Raw genomic sequence first — 18,945 nt, forward strand, 5'->3', positions numbered from 1 at the left:
ATTATCCTTTCACTGATCCAGCTGTTAGTCCTTTGATAAAATAATTTCCAGCAAGAATATAAACTATTAATGTCGGAATTCCCGTAATAATTGCTGCTGCCATATCTACGTTGTATCTTTTGACAGCCGTGCCTGTTAAAACCAAGTTATTAAGAGCAACTTGAATTGGTGCAGATTCACCAAATGAAAAAGTAGCACCAAATAAAAAATCATTCCATACTTGTGTAAATTGCCAAATAACAGTTACAACTATTATTGGTATAGAAATTGGTAAAATTATTTTAAAAAATATTTTAAAAAAACCAGCACCATCTATTCTTGCAGCTCTTACCATTTCATCTGAAATTGATACATAATAATTTCTACAAAATAAAGTTGTAAAACAAATTCCATAAACAACATGAACTAGTATTAATCCATTTATAGAATTTGAAATTCCAAGCACACCCAATGTTCTAGCCATCGGTAACAAAATTGCCTGGTATGGAATAAATGTGCCAAATAAAAATAATAGAAAGACATATGAATCTCCTTTAAATCGCCATTTTGTTAAAGCATAACCATTAATAGCACCAAGTAAAGTTGATATAACAACAGCAGGGACTACTAGTTTTATTGAGTTCCAAAAATAAGGTTTAAGAAAGACATCACCCCCTGTATAACCTGTTCCATCCCAGGCTTGTCTCCAGGCATCAAATTTTAAAGAACTAGGTAATGAAAATAAGTTTCCCTGTCTAATTTCAGGCATTGTTTTAAATGAAGTTACAATCATCACATAAAGTGGAGTTAAATAATAAATGACAAAAACTCCTAATATAAAATATAAAATCCATCTATAGATTGTATTTTTTCTTTTTGAATTTGCTTCTAATTTGTTTAGTTTTAAAGTTTCTTTATCTTGCATCTTCCCTCTTCAGTTCTGAATATAAATATGGCACAACAATTGCTGATACTGTTAAAAACATCATGATAGCACTTGCTGATGCTAAACCAACTTCACTTCTATGAAACGCCATAGTCGTCATAAATACTGCTGGCATATCTGAGGAAATTCCTGGTCCACCTGAAGTTAGCGCTATAATCAAATCATAACTCTTAATTGATAAGTGTACCAAAATTACTATTGCACTCATAAAAACTGGTCTCATCATTGGAAGAATAATTTTGCTATAAATTGAAAATATTCCTGCTCCATCAATTTTCGCAGCTTTAATAATTTCATCATCAACCGATCTTAGGCCTGCTAAAAAAATTGCCATTATAAATCCAGATGATTGCCACACACCAGCTATTACTATTGTGTATATTGACATCTCAGGTGTCACCAACCAGTCAAATTTAAAGGTCTCAAAACCCATATCGTGGGCAAATTTTTCAATACCTAGTGTTGGATTTAGAACCCATTTCCAAGCAGTACCCGTTACAATAAATGATAAAGCCATAGGGTATAAATAAATTGTTCTTAAAAAACCTTCAGCTCTAATCTTTTGATCAAGTAAAATCGAAAGAAGAATTCCAATAGCAATGCATAGGATAATAAATAAAACTGTAAATATAAGTAAATTTTCTACTGCTACGTGCCATCTTGGCATTTTCCACAGTCTGATATACTGGTCTATTCCCCAAAGTTCATATCTTGGCAACATCTTGGACTTAGTAAAAGAGATGTATATCGTCCAAAAAATGAAGCCATAGACAAACCATGACAAAATTCCAAGTGATGGAGTTAAAACTAATTTAGGTAAATTTTTTTTTAACCAAAACATATTTTATAATTAAATCTGCGCTATCATTTTCATGACAGCGCAAACTTTAACGTATTTTTTTTGTTATAGTGAAGCCTTAACTGCTGCTGCTAATTTTTTTGCAGCGTCAGATGAAGACATTGTTGAATTGAAATGCTCAGTAACAACATCTTGAATTGCACCTTTTTGTGCAAGTTTTAATGCCATTCCGTGAGCAAAACTTGGTAGTAACCCACCTTTAGAAGCAGCAGTTTTTAAGTCTGCGTTTGATTTTTTAGCACACATATCAAACTCATCCATAGAAACGTCTAATCTTGCAGGTATCGAACCTTTATAGATGTTGAAAACTTTTTGGAAGTTTTTTCCCATCATTAAGCTAGCAAGTAGTTTTTGACCTTCAACCTTTTCTTTACCTTTTACTTTGAAGAAAATAAATGAATCTACATTGTAAAGATATCCATTATCAGATGGAGTTGGTGCACAGATATAATCTTTTCCTGGCGCCTGGTTGTTAGCAGAAAACTCACCTTTTGCCCAGTCACCCATGATTTGAAAAGCAGCTTTGCCTTCCATAACCATACCAGTAGCTATATTCCAGTCTCTTCCTGGAGAACCAGCATCTGTGTAACCTTTAAGTTTTCTCATTTGGTCAAATACTTTAGTCATAGTTGCTCCACCTAAAGTGGCAGGATCTAATTCTACAAAAGCTTTTCTGTAAAAATCATTTCCACCAATACCAAGAGCTACAGCTTCGAATACTGTTGCGTCTTGCCAAGGCTGACTACCGTGAGCTAAAGGAATAATTCCTTTCGCCTGAAGCTTATCTGCTGCAGCATTAAACTCTGCCCAAGTAGAAGGCATCTTAATACCATTTGAATCTAAAACTTTTTTATTAGCCCAGATCCAGTCAATTCTGTGAATATTTACAGGTGCAGCACAATATGCTTTACCATCATCACATTTCATATGACTTGCAACTTGTTTACTTAAAAGATTGTCCCAACCTTCTTTTTGTGCAACGGCATCAATGTTATAAGGTCCAACCACACCTTCTTCATCGTACTCTTGAATTGTAGGACCTTTAATTTGTGCAGCAGCTGGTGCATCGTTAGCAACTATTCTAGCTTTTAGTGTTTGCATTGCTGCATCTCCACCGCCACCAGAAACAGGCATATCTAACCATATTCCACCTTGTGCTGCAAAATCATCTTGAAGTACTTTTAAAGCTTTTGCTTCACCACCACCTGTCCACCAGTGCAATACCTCAGCTTTAGGTGCTGCAAATGAAACACTTGGAGTAAGAGCTAGTGCTATTAAAGCAACTATCAGTTTTTTCATTTTCATTTTATTCCCTCTGTTTTGTTAATAAGAAAATTAATTGAATTAATTAATTTAAAAATGAGAGCTTAAGAGAAATGAAAACAAACCTAAACAAAAAACTTTCATTACAACCTAAGATTGATCTAATTATTTTTTAATTAAGTGATACTTTACGTGAATAAAAAATTTTATAAAAAAAAAATTTTCACTTTTTAATAGATATTAAAATTTAATAGCTTGATTTTCTGCCTAATCTTGCCGCACCTCTAACGCCGCTAGCATCTCCATACTTAGGTTTTAAAAAAACACCTTCGTATTCTTTTCCTATAACATATTTTTTAGTTAAGTTTTCTATCTCATCAAAAAAATCTATTTCATTCGTAACACCACCTCCAAATATAAAAACATCTGGATCAAGAATATTAACTATAACAGCTAAAGACATTGCAAGATTAGTCTTAAATTCCTCTATCATGTTTTCTGCATCCAACTCGTGCTTTCTATAGAGTTCGAATATTTCGTTGGCTTTTAAATTTTTTTTATACTTTTTATTAAATCTTTTGGCTAAACCTAATCCAGATACAAAACTTTCAACCTCTGCATCTCTTAGATTTAATGTCTTAAGCTCCTCTTTTTGGGCAGCCATAAACGGTAGCTGATTGTGACCCCATTCACCAGCAACACCATTAGGTCCTGAAACAATTTGTTTATCTATAACCAATCCACCTCCAGCACCAGATCCAAGAATAATTCCGTACACAATTTTATAGTGTTTACCAGCACCATCTATTGACTCAGATAATGCAAAACAATTTCCATCATTTTCACAAAAAACTTCTCTATTTAAAGCTTCACGTAGACTTTTTTGAAAAGGTTTTTTTTCAATCCAAACACAGTTAGGTGCATTTTTAACTAATCCTGTTTGTGGTGAATGAACACCTGGATGACATACTCCAACTGGTAATGTTCGATTATGTTTTTTTTCTAAATCAACAACAACATTTTTTATGGTTTGTATTATTGAAATATAATCTTTTGGACAGTCTCTTCTACTTCTATCTACTTCTTCACCATTATCCTTTAAAATAACACTTTCTATTTTTGTAGCACCGACATCAAATCCAATTTGCATGACTTAATATGTTGCTCTTCCACCACTTAAATCAAAAACTGCAGCTGTGGAAAAAGAATTCTCTTCTGCAGCCAACCAAGTAACCAATGATGCTAATTCATCAACTTTAGCAAATCTATTTCTTGGTATTTTAGAAAGCATATAATTTATATGTTCTTCAGTCATTTGGTCAAAGATTCTAGTCTTGGCTGCTGCTGGTGTTACAGCATTAACAGCAATATTTTTATCTGCTAATTCTTTACCCAAAGATTTTGTAAGACCTATAACACCTGCTTTTGCTGTACTGTATGCGCTAGCGTTTGGATTTCCTTCTTTTCCTGCAATAGAAGCAATATTAACTATTCGTCCATAGTTATTTTTAATCATATGTGGTGCTATTGCTTTACAACAATAAAAAACTGAATTTAAATCTAAATTCATTACTTTTAACCATTCATCATTAGGATAATTCCATACTTGGGTATTTTTACCTGCCATACCAGCATTATTAACAAAAATATCAATATTTTTTTTTTTGGTACTTTGTTCTATATTCTTTGTAATATCATCAAAGTTAGTGACATCCACTATTTGATAACTACATTTTTCTGATGAAAGTTCTTTTAAAGCTTCATCTATAGCTTTTTGATCAATATCCCAAATTATAACTTCAGCACCAGATTCTAGAAATCTTTTTGTAATAGCATACCCAAAACCTTGAGCCCCACCAGTTACTATTGCTCTTCTACCTTTTAAATTATAATTATTCATGTGTTGACCTTCTATTTTAATGTTTTTTTAATTTAATTATTTTAGTTTTTTTCTTAAATAGTGGAAAAAGTAAAGCTATTATTGCTAAAATAAAAAATGTTAATGCTATTGGTCTTGTTAAAAACATTAACCAGTTACCATCAAATATTACTAATGATTGTCTTAATGTTCCCTCTACTAACTCACCTAAAATTAATCCTATAATTACAGGAACTACAGAAAAACCGTATCTTCTCATAAAAAAACCTATAACACCAAAAAATAACATTATCCAAACATCCGTAATAGATTGACTTAAAGAATAAGTCCCACAAACTGAAAGTGCAAAAATCATTGGCCACAAAATCTTATTAGGCACCAAAGTAATTCTTGCAAAAAGTTTAGCTCCAAAAAAGCCAAAAATAAAAAACAATATATTTGCAATCAACATTGATCCAAAAATTCCATATAAAAATTCTGGTTGTTCTCTGAATAAATCTGGCCCTGGTCTCACTCCATGAATTATTAAACCAGTTAAAATTACAGCAGTAGTTGCACTTCCAGGAATTCCTAATGCTAATGTTGGTACCATCGCTCCTCCTGTTGCAGCATTATTTGCAGCCTCTGCTCCAGCAATTCCTTCTATAGATCCTTTGCCAAATTCTTCTGGATTTTTTGACCAACGCTTAGCTTCTGAATATCCAATTAAAGAAGCAACTGTTCCTCCCTCAGCTGGTAATACACCAATGAATGAACCTATACCTGAAGATCTGAGAATTGTTTTCCATGTTAGCTTGTAATCTTTTAAAGAAGGTAATTTTACTGCTTTTAATGCAACTCTTTTAAATACTTGGTCTAGCATTGTTGATTGGGTTAACATTTCACTAATTGCAAATAATCCAACCACTACAGGAATAAAACCTATTCCTTCTGATAATTCATTTATACCGTAAGTAAATCTGTCTATTGAGGTCATGAAATCTTTTCCAACTGTTGAAATCAAAATACCAAATGCTGCTGCAATCAAATTTTTAACTGGGCTACCTTCCCCAATTGATGCAAGCATGGTTAAGCCAAATATTGCTAAAGCAAAATACTCTGGTTGACCAAATTCATAAGCAAGTTTTGCTAATAAAGGTGCAAAAAAGACTAGTATTATAACACTAAAAATTCCACCTATTGTGCTAGAAACGGTTGCCATACCTAATGCTCTTCCAGCTTCTCCTTTTTGCGCAAGTGGATATCCATCAAGACATGTCGCGGCGGCGGCTGGTGTTCCAGGTGTATTAATCAATATTGCAGTAATTGCCCCACCATATGTTCCGGCACAATAAATTGCTGTCAAAAGTACAATTGCTGAAAGTGGATCGAGTGTCATTGTAAAAGGTAAAATTAATGCGCCACCAGTTGTCGGACCCAGTCCCGGTAACACACCCAAAATTAATCCAAATAAAGTTCCAAAAAATAAAACTATTAATAGCTTAGAACTAAATAGAGGAGCTAACATATAAGATAAATTTTCCATATTAATTATAATAGATATTAGTGATTATTCCTGGGGGAAATCTTAAACCTAAAAATGTTTCAAAAAATATAAATACAATTATTGGAAATAAAATGCTTACTGTTAAAAGATAGAATATTCTTTTTTCTCCCCAATAATAAGAAACTAAAGCTGAAAAAACTGAAATAGCTAAGAAAAAATCTAATGTTTTTGCAATGACTAAAAATAAAACAAAAGCTATCAGTGTTACAAAAAATGACTTGGGTAATTTACTCTCTTTTTTCCAGGGTGTTTTAATTGATAAATAAAAAACAACTGAAGTTAAAAAGATTATTAAGACTAATAATGCTTTAGGAAATGTAGCAGGCTGAATACCTCTATTTAAAATTGGTGGAACTGCATCAAATGAGAATGTTGTTATTAATAAAATTAATGAAATTAATATTATTGTAAAAGATACTTTAAAAGAACTTTTAAAAAAAAAGGGCAAACTACTTTTGTTTGCCCTTTTTTTCTTTAGTACATTATTCATATAAAAAATGTACCGTTTTTAATTACTTAAGGTAACCCAAAGCTTTTAACTGAGCAGTCATTTCTTTAAGCATTTCTTCCATTTGCTTACCCCACTCATCAGCACCAACTACACTAGTGTCATCAAGACCAATTTCAGTTAAGAAATTTTTGTAGTAGTTATGTCCCATAGCTTTCATCATACCAGCTTCAAGCTCTTTAACTCTTGCAGCAGGAGCGCCTTTTTTGGTTACAAATCCTCTAACAGTAGATAAAGAAACTGGTATTCCCAATTCTTTAGCTGTTGGAGAATCTCCAATTTTAGCCATTCTTTCGTTTGCAAGAACTACAGAAACACACAATGTTCCTTCGTTAATCTCTGTTAATGCTTCACCTAAATTTAAAACACCCACATCAATATCTCCTTTGATTAAGTTTGTTTTAATTGGCGCAACACCTTTGTATGCAACGATAGTAGGATCTTTTAATCCACCTTTTTTTGTAAAAGCAATTGCACTCACATCGTCAATTCCACCTGTATGAGTTGTTCCATATTTAAGTGATTTTGATTTTTGAACACTAATAAATTTTTTAGCGTCTTTAATGTCAGCTTTACAGTTTACAACAAATAATTGAGGATCATCAGTTCCTCTTGCTAAAGGTTGCATATCACTTAATTTAACTTTTGTTTTACCTAGCGCCATAGAAACAGCATGACCAGTAGTCCAAGTTAAAGTATGTTGACCATCAGCAGGTAAGCTCATCATGTAATCCATAGATACAGCTCCACCGCCACCTTTTTTGTTAACTAATTGCATATCTTGCTTAAGAACTCTTCTTGCTCTTAAAAGCATCATTCTAGTAGTAACATCTGTACCACCACCAAAACCTGCATGAGTAATTGCTTGAATAGCACCATCTGCTTTTGCAGACGTAGTTATTAAAGGCAATGCAATCACAAAAAATTCAGCTACTACAAAAGCAGTAACTAAAAAAGCTTTAAATGTTTTTTTCATTATTTCCCTCTCGTTTGTTTTTATATAATATCTATAATATAAATATTAATTAACTTAAAAACTACTGTAAAAGATATTCAAGTACAATAAATAATGATACTTCATAAAAAAAAAATTGCTTTACTTCTAGGTGATCCATCAGGTATAGGGCCCGAATTAGTCAGTAAACTATTGTCAGAAGAAATTACTAATAAAGTAAATATTGTTGTTATAGGTGAAAAAAATATTCTTGAAGAAGGAAATAAAATTTCAGGAAAATCAAATAATTTAAAAGTTGTAGAAAGTTTTGATCAAATTAACTTTGAAAGGGGAGATAAATTTTTTCTAGATATTTCTAATGGTAAAAATCATAACTATAAATTATCTGAATGCTCAAAAGAATCGGGTGAGAGTGTTTTGGAAGCTCTAAATTTAGCATTAGATTTAGCAAAAGAAAATAAAATTGATGCAATTAACTTTGGTCCTTTTAATAAAACAAGTTTAAAGCTTGGAGGAAATAAATTTTCTGATGAACTTCATTTAATGGCTGAAAAACTAGAAGTAAAAAACTTTTTTTGTGAGTTCAATGTTGTGGATAATTTTTGGACTGCTCGAGTTACTTCTCACATACCCATTAGCGAAGTTCCTTCACATATAAAAAAAGAAAAAATTATTAAACCCATTAAATTAATTAATGAAGCAATGAAACGTAATGGTATAAAAAATCCTAGAGTTGCTGTTCAGGCTCTTAACCCACATGCAGAATTTGGAACTGAAGAAAAAGATGAAATTATTCCAGCTATTGAGTTAGCTAAAAGTTTGGGCATTAATGCAGAAGGTCCACTACCCTGTGATACATCTTTTATTACTGCTTTTAAAAATAAAAACCATGATTGTATTGTTGGTATGTATCACGATGCACTACAATCAGGCTTAAAGGCATTTGGCTTTGATAGGGGTGTTACTGTTCAAGGTGGTTTGCCAGTTCCAATAACAACTCCAGCACATGGAACTGCCTTTGATATTGCTGGAAAAAATGTGGCTAATTTAGAACCTACTTTAAATTCTTTTAAAATTGCACTAACAATGGCTGAAAATAACTCTAATGACTAAAATTAAAAATATTAAAACTACTGTTTATCAATGGAAAGGTAAAACTGTTCCTCCTCAAAAAAATTTTTGTACGAATGCATCTGATGTACTTTATGAAAAATCAGATGCAATGGGTTCTTTTAGATTTCATGAATGGTTGGTGTGTGAAATTGAAACGGATGATGGGGTTATCGGAATTGGTAACGCAGCTTTGGCGCCTCAAGTTACAAAAAAAACTATTGATGTATATTTAAAACCATTGGTTATTGGTGAAGATCCTTTTGACTATGCCTATATTTGGGAAAAGATGTACAGAAGAACTTTGGCATGGGGAAGAAAAGGCGTTGGTATGACAGCGATTTCAGCAATTGATATTGCTATTTGGGATATTATTGGAAAGATAACAAAAAAACCTGTCTTCAAATTATTGGGTGGAAGAACAAAAGAGAAAATTCCTGTTTATGCATCTAAACTTTACAGCCAGCCAATAAATGAACTTCAAAAAGAAGCTGAACTTTATAAGAGCCAAGGTTTCAATATGTATAAAATGAGATTTGGCTGGGGACCACAAGATGGTCCAGAGGGAATGAAAAATAATATTCAATTAGTTGAAGCTGTAAGAGAAGTTATTGGAGAAGATGCAGATCTAATGCTTGAATGTTATATGGGATGGAATTTAGACTATTCTAAAAGAATGATGCCTAAATTAATGAAGTTTAATCCAAGATGGTTAGAAGAGCCTGTGATAGCTGATGATATTCACGGATATGCTGAACTTAATAATATGAACATGATACCTATTTCTGGTGGCGAGCATGAGTTTAGCTTATTTGGTTTTAAACAATTATTAGATTTAAAAGCAATAAGTTATATCCAATACGACACTAATAGAGTTGGTGGCATAACTGCTGCTCAAAAAATTAATGCGTTAGCTGAAGCATATCAGGTTCCTGTTATTCCACATGCAGGCCAAATGCATAATTATCATTTAACAATGGCAAATGTAAATTGTCCTATTTCAGAATACTTCCCAGTACATGATGTAGAAATTGGTAATGAGTTATTTTATTATATCTTTGAGGGAGATCCCACTCCAAAAAATGGTTTTATAGATTTGATAGATGACCTACCTGGATTAGGCCTGACACTTACTGATAAATATAAATCAGATTTTACAATAATAGAATAATTAACCTTTGATACCCATGTGTGTATATTTGACATTAAGGTAATCTTTGATGGCCATTGATCCACCTTCTCTTCCATATCCACTCTGCTTTATTCCACCAAATGGTGCTTCTGCAATCGCAACTACTCCAGTATTAACTGCTACAGATCCTGTTTCTAATTTTTCAGATGCAAGATGCGCTGTTTCCAAAGAATTAGTACAAACATAACTACATAAACCAAGGTCATTATTATTGGCTCTTTCAATAACTTCATCAAAAGATTTAAATGACAACATTGGGACTAATGGCCCAAATGGTTCTTGTTTCATAATGGTAAAATCATCTTTTACATCATCAAAAACTGTTGGCTCATAATAAAAACCTTTATTAAAGCCTGCTGGCCTTTTTCCACCTAATAAAACTTTAGCTCCTTCTTGCTTTGTTTTTTCAACTAATTCTTCAATTTCATTTAATCTTTTTTGAGTTGTTAATGGACCTAATTGAGTATCTGGATCCATTCCATTTCCAATTTTTAACTTTTTTGTTTTTTCTATAAATAAATTTATGAATTCTTCTTTTTTATTTTCATGAATGTAAAATCTATTAGGAGAAATACAAACTTGTCCATTATTTCTAAATTTTGCAGCAATGGCCATATCAGCTGCTTTTTTAACGTTAGCATCATCAAAAACTATAAAAGGAGAATGGCCACTTAATTCCATTGTTACTCTTTGAACTTTATCTGCAGCTTGTTTTAAAATCAGCTTTCCAACTCTTAAAGATCCAGTAATCGAAATTTTTTTAACTATATCTGATTGAATTAATTGAGAAGCTATACTTGGGGGGTCACCTGATAAAAGATTAACTGCTCCTGGTGGAACCCCACATTCTCTACAAATATCAACCAACTCCATCACTACACCAGGTGTGATTGTATCAGGTTTAATAATTACCGAACAACCTGCAGCAAGTGCTGTTGAAATTTTTCTGGCTGCTAAAATAAGTGGAAAATTCCAAGGTGATAACGCAGCTACAACACCAACTGGTTGATAATAAACATGTACTCTTGTATCTTCAAATCTACTTTCGATAGTTTGACCAAAAATTCTCTTTGTCTCTTCAGCGTTCCATTCAAAAATATCTGCTGCTCCATTTGTTTCACCAACACCTTCAGCTAAAGGTTTTCCATTTTCTAAAGTCATCCATTTAGCTAGAACATCTTTTTTTTCACGAAGTTTATCTGCTATACGTCTTAGAATATAAGATCTTTCCCACGGTGTTATTTTTTTCCAAACCTTTAATCCTTTTTCAGCAGACTTTAATGCTCGATCAACATCAGCAGGTGTAGCCTTTGAAGCATGGCCTAAAACTTCTTCTGTTGCAGGGTTTATAACTTCATAAGTTTCTTTGCTAGCTGAGGGCGACCAATTGCCATCAATAAATTGTCCAAATTTCTCATACATAATTTGCTAAACCTTAAGTTAATTTTTATAAATATTTTTCACAAATTTTTAACAAATATGCTTTAATCATACAAATTAATAAAGGAGAAACTAATGAAAAAATATATTGTAATGGGTAATTATACAGCAAAAGCATTTCAAGGCTTTATGAAAGATCCCTCTCAAGATAGAGCAGCGGCGGCAACTCAATTGTCAAAAGCTGTTGGTGGTAAAATGGAGTCTTTTGATATCGTTAGAGGGTCTTATGATTTTGTTGGAGTAATAACTGGCGATGTAGGTTTTGAGGCAACTGCTGCTGTTAAATTAGCTGTTGAGTCAACTGGAACAATAACAAACTTTACTATCCTTGAAAAAATGGACATTAATAAAGCTGCTGAACTTGCTGTTAAAGCTATGGCTGACTACAAACCAGCTGGTTAATTATGTATGTTAACTTCCAGTTTTTATAAGCTGGAAGTTAACTCGCTTCAAATAAGTTTGGAAACATTATACCTTCTAAATTATCTCCATTTTTATAGCCATTAGCTTCCATGATAGCTCTTTCTTCTCTTGCCCATTCTCCTCTATAAATAATTTTAGAATTTTCTTTTGCCATTCTTAATGTGTATCTATGGACATCTTTTTTAGGTGTAACAGTATTTAATCCTCCATGTAATGTTCTAATATCAAAATAAATACAGTCACCAACTTCTAGATCCCATTGTAAGAATTCATATTTATCTTTGTTTTCTAATATATTTGGGGTTAATTCATATTTTTTTCCATTAACAAATCCCGCTTCACCATCAACTTGGTGACCATCATTAAATCTAGTTCTTAAAAACAATTTATTCCATAAATGAGATCCTTTAACCCAAGCGATGCCATCTTCTTTTTTAACAGATTCTAGTGGTATCCATAATACACACATACGTCCTTCAAAATCAAAATAAGATATATCGTGATGAAAAGGTGGTGATGATTTTGAACCTGCTTCTCTAAAAAACCAATTATCCATTACTAAATTAATTTTTTTAGCCTCTAACAATTCTGCTGCAATTTTAGAAGTTGGTGAATTAAAAACAAAATCTTTAAATTCTTCATGTAAATTCCAAGTCCAAAAATCCTCATAATATCCAGGTAGTTTCTTATTTTTAGTATGATTTACAAATCTTGGGCTCGGACTATCTTTGGCTTTTTTAATTCCTTTTTTAAGTTTTTCAATCCAAGAGATATCAAACTTACCCCTAATTAGAACTGCACCATTTTCTTTAAATTCTTTTATATCGTTTTCATTTAAAATTTTGTGCATAAAGAAAGTTGCTATGGTTTTAAAAATTCATTCTTTCGTTTTTTTAACTGTGGTGAGATTGTATTTGAAATATAATCTGAATAAAACATGTCTTCACTAATATTTTTATATGTTGAGTCATCTATTTCTTTGGCATAGTTCAGCCAGTTATTCATTATTAACACGTCACTAAGTGACAAACCTGAAATCGAATTTTTGAAATCTTTTTTTCTTTTCTTATTTTTTGCTTCATTGATATCAATAATTTTTTCTTTTTCTTTCCATAAATTATTGTATTTCATAAAATTAGTTTCTTCTTTATTTGTCTCTTTATAATCCTTGTACTTATCAGCAAATTCTGAACACCCCCTTTTAGCTATGATTTTAAGATTATTATCAATTACTTTTTTTAAAATAGGAGTAATATCTTTTAAAATTTTGTTAACCTCTTCCATACTAGAACAATAAATTAACCCTTTATAGGTCCCAGAAATATTTGGTCTTAATTCTATAAGACACTTTCTTGTATTGTTGTTTTGAAGTTTTAATGAGTCAAAAATCAAAAATAATTTAAATAAGTCTAGCACATTTTTTGGCTCAATTTGAATTTTAAAACAACTAAAACAAAATTTAGGAATTATGTTAAACTTATTAAATGCCTTATGATGTCTGTTACAATTTAAATCTATAGTGTTCCTTCTATATATTTGAGTTTCAAAAAATGTTAATTCTTTGATATTGTCTTGAATAACTTTATTTGAACTTTTAAATAAAGTAGCTAAATCAAATTTATTTTTATTCAATTTTAAATTAAAATTATTTCCTATTTTTCTTAAATTTTCATTTGCAACAATAATCGAATTATAATTTTTATTGACAGGAGTATAATATGTTAAAATATGAATTAAATTTTTTTGAGCTTCTGCATGCTTTGGATCAAACTCTAAGGCCTTAGAATAATTATTTATAGCATTTTCACTTTCCCCTAAATCATCATATGCACTTCCAAGGTTATTGTAACCATTGGCATAATCATTTTTAATTCTTATACTTAAAGAAAAATTTTTAATTGCTTTTTCTATCTCACCAAGATTGTTGTAAACAATTCCAAGGTTATTATATGCCTCTACATAATTTTTATCTAAGTCTATCGCTTTTTTAAGCGAAATTTTTGCTTTGTCCCAATTACTAAGATTAATATTTATAATTCCGTTAAGGTTTAATAAAAATGGTACTTCTTTTTCTTTTTTTATTAAATTTTCAGATTTAATAAGAGCTTCCTCGGTTGATCCACTCTGAAATAAATGAATAATTTCACTAATAAATGACTTAATATTTTCTAATTTACTTTGTGCCATTAAATTTATTATATCAAATTTTTGGGTATATACTCATGCTTTATAATAATTAATATATTAAAGAATATAAAATAAAATGCTTAAAGATACATTTGGAAGATCTTTTCCTTATATAAGATTATCAATCACAGACGTGTGCAATTATAAATGTTCATACTGCTTGCCACAAGGTTACAAAAAAAACCCTGGTGATATGAGAAGTTTTATGTCATTTGAGGAAATATCAAGATTAACAAAAACTTTATCTGAATTGGGTGTTTGTAAAATTAGATTAACTGGTGGAGAACCAACAGTTAGAAAAGATTTTTTTGATATCCTTAAAGATATGAAGCAAAACTCTAACATACCAAAAGTAACAATGACAACTAATGGCTATCAATTGAATAAGATTGCAAATCAATTACATGAGGCTGGTTTAGATGGAATAAATATCAGTATAGATAGTTTGAATAGAGAGACTTTTAAAAAATTAACAGGACATGATAGACTTTATGAAATTTTAGAAGGCATAAAAATTTTACAGACACTAAATTTTAAAAATATAAAAGTTAATGCTGTTTTACTTAAAGATATCAACGATACACCTGAAGAATTTGAAAAATTTGGAAACTTTATAAAAAATAACAAAATTGACTTTAGGTTTATAGAGTTGATGCAAACTGGTGATAATTTAGATTACTTTAAGAAAAACCATGTTGCCTCTAAAATATTCAAAGATTATTTAGAAAAAAATAAATGGGTAACTCAAACACATGGAAAAGATGCAGGCCCTTCATTAAATTTTATACATCCTGATTATAAAGGTAAATTTGGATTAATTGCTCCTTACTCTAAAAATTTTTGCCAAACATGTAACAGATTAAGAATTACCTCTAGAGGTGATTTAAGATTGTGTTTATTTGGTAATACTGGGATTAGCATTAGACATTTATTACAAAATGATAATCAAAAAGATGAACTTGTAAATCTTATCATAAAACAATTACACCTTAAAAAAGAGTCACATTATTTAGAGCTTGGAGATACTGGAATTACTCCAAATTTATCAAGTACTGGAGGATAAATGGAAAGCGTAAAAGTGATTAATCAAGAAAAATTAAAAGATTGGGCTAAGGAAATTTTTAAAAAGAACTCATTTAACATGATTGATGTTTCGTCAAAAAAAGAAACATTTAGAAGAGCGTTAGCTTCTGGTAAAATTTATGTAGGAAAAGAAGTTTTTGAACTAATTAAAAATAAAGAAATGCCAAAAGGTGATCCAATCACTCTAGCTGAGGTATCAGCTATCTTGGGTGTTAAAAAAACCAGTGAATTGATTCCACTATGCCACCCACTTCCGATAGATCATACGGCAACTAAAATTATCATGCATGATGAGGACGCTTCATTAGAAGTTTTTTGTGTTGTGTCTGCTGTTGCAAAAACTGGTGTAGAAATGGAAGCTATTATGGGTGTTAATACAGCACTAATAACTATTTACGATCTAAGTAAAATTGTAAATCCACATCTTAGAATTGATAATGTTAAGCTACTGATTAAAGAAGGTGGAAAAAGTGGTTTATGGACTAATCCTGATGGCTTACCAGAATTTTTAAAAGATATCTTTTAGTTTATTGTGTCTGTTTTTCTAAAATCACAAAAGATAATTAAAGAATGGGTTGATTATAATAATCATCTCAATATGGCTTATTATATTTTAATATTTGATCAAGCTCTTGAGGTGATGCTTGAAAAATTTAAAATGGGTGCTAACTCAGCTAAAACTGAACATAGAAGCACAATGGTAGTTGAAACCAATACCAAATATATTAGTGAAATAAAACAAGAAGATCAAGTGGATATCATGCTTACCTTTTTTGATCATGATAAAAAAAGACTTCATTTAAAACTTGAAATGATTGAAAAAAAAACAAAAAAAATTTCAGCCTCTATAGAGTGGCTTTCCTTATACATTAACCTAGAAGCTAGAAAGGTTACAGAATTTGAAAATGAGAAGTTAGAAATTATGGATCATTTTATTGATCAAAATAAAGATAATTTTAATAATGAAGATTTAAAATTTTCATCTAAAATTAAAAAATGAAAATTAAACTTGAACTTTTTGGTGCGAGTAGAGACTTTAGTAACAAAGATCACTTAGAGTTTAATATTAAAGGACAGCTTGAAATTAAAGATTTTAGGAAAGAAATAATTAATTATTTAGACAACAACTTTAAGGGTAATGAAAGTTTTATTAAAATTGTAAAAAATTCTGTTTTTTGCTCAGAAGATAATAATATTATCAATGATGACTTTAAAATTATAAAAGATCAAAAAATTGGGATTATACCTCCAATAGGTGGTGGGTGATGCTACATACAAAAATAATAGATATCAAAAAAAATAAAATAAAAACTTCTGTAGCAGAAGCATTTATAAAATCTTCCTCATATGGTGCATCCATTATTTTTAATGGTACGGTTAGAAATATTAATGAAAATAAAGAAGTTGTTGGAATAACTTATGATAGTCATGACGAACTAGTATTAAAAAGCTTTGATGAAATTTATAAAGAAACCACTGTAAAACTAAAAATTATCGATAAAGCAGTATTTATAGAACATATTAAAGGGTATGTAGGACTTGGTGAAACTAGTATTATTATTGCAGTTGCCTGTAAACATAGAAATGAAACTTATGTATTATCTAGATATATTATTGAAGAAATTAAAAAAAGATCCCCTATATGGAAAAAAGAACATTATAAAAATGAACAAAGTGAATGGCTAAAAGGTAATCCTATTAAAAATGAAGAAATATAAACATTCAGAAATAACACCTGAGCAAATATACAATAAAAGAAGAAAGTTTATTAAATCTATTGGCTTAGGTGTAGGTTCATTATCCTTAAGTAGTATACCATTTTTAAACAATGCTTATTCACAAAATAAAAATAAGCTAACATCGTATGAGGATATAACAACATACAACAATTATTATGAGTTTGGGACTGGAAAAGGACATCCTTTTAAAAATTCACAAGAATTTGTTACTAAACCTTGGAGTGTTACTATTGAAGGTGAAGTAGACAATCCAATTACACTTTCAGCTGATGAAATAATTTCTTTGTTTCCTTCTGAAGAAAGAATTTATAAACTTAGGTGTGTTGAGGGTTGGTCTATGGTTATTCCTTGGATGGGATTTTCTCTAAGTAAATTACTTAGCAAAATATCTATCAAAAATACTGCTAAATTTGTTGAATTTGAAAGTGTTTATGACCCTGAACAGATGAAAGGTCAAAGATATCCTGTTTTAAATTGGCCCTACAGAGAAGGGTTAAGAATTGATGAGGCTATGCATCCTATAACAACAGTTGTTACTGGCCTTTATGGAAAGACATTGCCCAATCAAAATGGAGCTCCTTTGAGAATTTTTGTTCCTTGGAAATATGGTTTTAAAAGTGCAAAAGCAATTGTTAAAATAAAATTAGTTAAAAAAATGCCTACATCATCTTGGATGAAATCGTCCCCAAGAGAATATGGGTTTTACTCAAATGTTAATCCAAACGTTTCGCATCCAAGATGGTCACAAGCAACAGAACGTGTCATAGGGGAAGGTATTTTATCTCCTAGAATTGAAACTGAGATGTTTAATGGGTACGGGGATGAAGTTGCAAATTTATACTCAGGTATGAATTTAAAGAAAAACTTTTAAGTAATTAAATTTTTTTTATAAAATATGCAGAAATATATAAAAATACTAATTTTCTTTATTTGCTTACTACCAATATTAATTATTTTTTATCAAATTACCTTTAACCAGTTAGGTCCAGAACCTGTAAAAGAAATTACACATGTAACTGGTAATTGGACACTTCGTTTTATTATAATCACACTTGCAATGACTCCTTTACAAAAGTTTACTAAATTAAATTTCTGGATTAGCTATAGAAGAATGTTTGGCTTGTTTGTATTTTTTTATGCATCAGCGCATATGATGACTTATGTAGGAATAGATTATCGCTTTGATTGGTCTAGTATTAGTGATGATATTATTAAAAAAAAATTTATATTTGCTGGATTTTTAGCTTGGCTTTTATTAGTGCCACTTGCTCTTACTTCATCTAAAAGAATGATAAGGTTGTTAAGAGATAAGTGGAGAAAACTACACAAGCTTATTTATATAATTTCTTTATTGGGAATTATTCACTACTTATGGTTAGTCAAAGTAGTTACAATTGAACCCTTAATCTATCTTATTATTATTGTAATTTTACTTACGCTAAGAGTTAAAATGAAATTTAATTAATTAATTAATTAATTTTTTTTCAGGAACACAAATCTCTGATCTTGTTAAAAATCTTCTGCCAGTTCCATTATCAAGTGAAAACATTCCACCCATGCCTTTAATACAATCAATAATTAAATCTGTATTTTTCCATGCTTCATGTTGGGTTTCGCTTATATAAAAAGGAACACCTCCAATTTTACCAATCAAAACATCATCATCACTTATAAGGAATTCTTTAACTGGATAACACATCGGGGCACTGCCATCACAACATCCACCAGATTGATGAAAAAGTAATTCTTTACCATGATCTTTCTTTAGATCTTCAATTAATTCTAACGCTAATGGTGTTGCTGAAACTTTCATAGTTATATGGCCTGTAGTTTAAT

Annotated in this window: 22 protein-coding genes; 10 read left to right on the forward strand and 12 right to left on the reverse strand. The window is 30.7% G+C overall.

Going from position 1 to position 18,945, the window contains the following annotated elements:
* Nucleotide 1: 1 nt before the first annotated feature.
* The 8 genes from ABXT39_RS04535 to ABXT39_RS04570 form a co-directional block, all read right to left on the reverse strand.
* Nucleotides 2-904, reverse strand: coding sequence for a carbohydrate ABC transporter permease (locus ABXT39_RS04535; protein ID WP_415294524.1), 903 nt, complete (start codon nucleotides 902-904; stop codon nucleotides 2-4).
* Nucleotides 894-1,766 carry a carbohydrate ABC transporter permease gene (locus ABXT39_RS04540; protein ID WP_415286808.1) on the reverse strand — a complete coding sequence of 291 codons (873 nt, stop codon included), beginning with the start codon at nucleotides 1,764-1,766 and terminating at the stop codon, nucleotides 894-896. The genes ABXT39_RS04535 and ABXT39_RS04540 overlap by 11 nt, the downstream gene beginning before the upstream one ends.
* 63 nt (nucleotides 1,767-1,829) lie before the next feature.
* On the reverse strand, nucleotides 1,830-3,089 hold the full coding sequence (locus tag ABXT39_RS04545; protein ID WP_415294526.1) for an ABC transporter substrate-binding protein: 1,260 nt from the start codon (nucleotides 3,087-3,089) through the stop codon (nucleotides 1,830-1,832).
* 205 nt (nucleotides 3,090-3,294) lie between these two features.
* A complete protein-coding gene (locus tag ABXT39_RS04550; RefSeq protein ID WP_415294527.1) occupies nucleotides 3,295-4,197 on the reverse strand; it encodes an ROK family protein in 903 nt (300 codons plus the stop codon).
* 3 nt (nucleotides 4,198-4,200) lie between these two features.
* Complete coding sequence (locus ABXT39_RS04555; RefSeq protein WP_415294529.1) at nucleotides 4,201-4,947, reverse strand: SDR family NAD(P)-dependent oxidoreductase; 747 nt, start codon at nucleotides 4,945-4,947, stop codon at nucleotides 4,201-4,203.
* 16 nt (nucleotides 4,948-4,963) lie between these two features.
* The gene (locus tag ABXT39_RS04560; RefSeq protein WP_415294530.1) at nucleotides 4,964-6,451 is read right to left on the reverse strand and encodes a tripartite tricarboxylate transporter permease; all 1,488 of its coding nucleotides are present in this window, start codon (nucleotides 6,449-6,451) and stop codon (nucleotides 4,964-4,966) included.
* A gap of 1 nt (nucleotide 6,452) precedes the next feature.
* Nucleotides 6,453-6,962, reverse strand: a complete 510-nt coding sequence (locus ABXT39_RS04565) for a tripartite tricarboxylate transporter TctB family protein (RefSeq protein WP_415294532.1) — start codon at nucleotides 6,960-6,962, stop codon at nucleotides 6,453-6,455.
* A 22-nt stretch (nucleotides 6,963-6,984) separates the two neighbouring features.
* Nucleotides 6,985-7,956 carry a Bug family tripartite tricarboxylate transporter substrate binding protein gene (locus ABXT39_RS04570; protein ID WP_415294534.1) on the reverse strand — a complete coding sequence of 324 codons (972 nt, stop codon included), beginning with the start codon at nucleotides 7,954-7,956 and terminating at the stop codon, nucleotides 6,985-6,987.
* Nucleotides 7,957-8,049: 93 nt separating this feature from the next.
* Between ABXT39_RS04570 and ABXT39_RS04575 the strand changes: the two genes are divergently transcribed.
* Complete coding sequence (locus ABXT39_RS04575; RefSeq protein ID WP_415294535.1) at nucleotides 8,050-9,048, forward strand: 4-hydroxythreonine-4-phosphate dehydrogenase PdxA; 999 nt, start codon at nucleotides 8,050-8,052, stop codon at nucleotides 9,046-9,048.
* Nucleotides 9,041-10,216 (forward strand): L-rhamnonate dehydratase, encoded by a 1,176-nt coding sequence (locus tag ABXT39_RS04580; RefSeq protein WP_415294537.1) that lies wholly within the window; start codon nucleotides 9,041-9,043, stop codon nucleotides 10,214-10,216. The genes ABXT39_RS04575 and ABXT39_RS04580 overlap by 8 nt, the downstream gene beginning before the upstream one ends.
* On the opposite strand, the gene ABXT39_RS04585 is transcribed toward ABXT39_RS04580, so the two are convergent.
* Nucleotides 10,217-11,659 carry an NAD-dependent succinate-semialdehyde dehydrogenase gene (locus ABXT39_RS04585; protein WP_415294539.1) on the reverse strand — a complete coding sequence of 481 codons (1,443 nt, stop codon included), beginning with the start codon at nucleotides 11,657-11,659 and terminating at the stop codon, nucleotides 10,217-10,219.
* A gap of 93 nt (nucleotides 11,660-11,752) precedes the next feature.
* On the opposite strand from ABXT39_RS04585, the gene ABXT39_RS04590 reads away from it, so the two are divergent.
* Nucleotides 11,753-12,079: a GYD domain-containing protein gene (locus ABXT39_RS04590; protein WP_415294541.1), complete on the forward strand. Its 327-nt coding sequence runs from the start codon at nucleotides 11,753-11,755 to the stop codon at nucleotides 12,077-12,079.
* A gap of 37 nt (nucleotides 12,080-12,116) precedes the next feature.
* On the opposite strand, the gene ABXT39_RS04595 is transcribed toward ABXT39_RS04590, so the two are convergent.
* Complete coding sequence (locus ABXT39_RS04595) at nucleotides 12,117-12,950, reverse strand: phytanoyl-CoA dioxygenase family protein (RefSeq protein ID WP_415294542.1); 834 nt, start codon at nucleotides 12,948-12,950, stop codon at nucleotides 12,117-12,119.
* Between the two features lie 11 nt (nucleotides 12,951-12,961).
* Nucleotides 12,962-14,287 carry a tetratricopeptide repeat protein gene (locus ABXT39_RS04600; protein ID WP_415294543.1) on the reverse strand — a complete coding sequence of 442 codons (1,326 nt, stop codon included), beginning with the start codon at nucleotides 14,285-14,287 and terminating at the stop codon, nucleotides 12,962-12,964.
* Between the two features lie 76 nt (nucleotides 14,288-14,363).
* Between ABXT39_RS04600 and moaA the strand changes: the two genes are divergently transcribed.
* The 7 genes from moaA to ABXT39_RS04635 are packed head-to-tail and all read left to right on the forward strand — an operon-like array spanning nucleotide 14,364 to nucleotide 18,574.
* A complete protein-coding gene (moaA, locus tag ABXT39_RS04605; RefSeq protein ID WP_415294544.1) occupies nucleotides 14,364-15,350 on the forward strand; it encodes a GTP 3',8-cyclase MoaA in 987 nt (328 codons plus the stop codon).
* On the forward strand, nucleotides 15,351-15,896 hold the full coding sequence (moaC, locus tag ABXT39_RS04610) for a cyclic pyranopterin monophosphate synthase MoaC (protein ID WP_415294545.1): 546 nt from the start codon (nucleotides 15,351-15,353) through the stop codon (nucleotides 15,894-15,896).
* 6 nt (nucleotides 15,897-15,902) lie between these two features.
* Nucleotides 15,903-16,370, forward strand: a complete 468-nt coding sequence (locus tag ABXT39_RS04615; RefSeq protein WP_415294547.1) for a thioesterase family protein — start codon at nucleotides 15,903-15,905, stop codon at nucleotides 16,368-16,370.
* A complete protein-coding gene (locus ABXT39_RS04620) occupies nucleotides 16,367-16,636 on the forward strand; it encodes a molybdopterin biosynthesis protein MoeD (protein ID WP_415294548.1) in 270 nt (89 codons plus the stop codon). Before ABXT39_RS04615 ends, ABXT39_RS04620 begins: the two co-directional genes overlap by 4 nt.
* Complete coding sequence (locus tag ABXT39_RS04625) at nucleotides 16,636-17,088, forward strand: molybdopterin synthase catalytic subunit (RefSeq protein ID WP_415294550.1); 453 nt, start codon at nucleotides 16,636-16,638, stop codon at nucleotides 17,086-17,088. Before ABXT39_RS04620 ends, ABXT39_RS04625 begins: the two co-directional genes overlap by 1 nt.
* On the forward strand, nucleotides 17,075-17,980 hold the full coding sequence (gene msrP / locus ABXT39_RS04630; protein ID WP_415294552.1) for a protein-methionine-sulfoxide reductase catalytic subunit MsrP: 906 nt from the start codon (nucleotides 17,075-17,077) through the stop codon (nucleotides 17,978-17,980). The genes ABXT39_RS04625 and msrP overlap by 14 nt, the downstream gene beginning before the upstream one ends.
* 24 nt (nucleotides 17,981-18,004) lie before the next feature.
* Nucleotides 18,005-18,574 (forward strand): sulfite oxidase heme-binding subunit YedZ, encoded by a 570-nt coding sequence (locus tag ABXT39_RS04635; RefSeq protein WP_415294554.1) that lies wholly within the window; start codon nucleotides 18,005-18,007, stop codon nucleotides 18,572-18,574.
* On the opposite strand, the gene ABXT39_RS04640 is transcribed toward ABXT39_RS04635, so the two are convergent.
* Nucleotides 18,575-18,922 carry a DUF779 domain-containing protein gene (locus ABXT39_RS04640; protein ID WP_168606501.1) on the reverse strand — a complete coding sequence of 116 codons (348 nt, stop codon included), beginning with the start codon at nucleotides 18,920-18,922 and terminating at the stop codon, nucleotides 18,575-18,577. It abuts the gene before it with no gap.
* Nucleotides 18,923-18,945 lie beyond the last annotated feature (23 nt).

The sequence above is a fragment of the Candidatus Pelagibacter sp. Uisw_113 genome, assembly GCF_047717815.1.
GTDB lineage: Bacteria > Pseudomonadota > Alphaproteobacteria > Pelagibacterales > Pelagibacteraceae > Pelagibacter.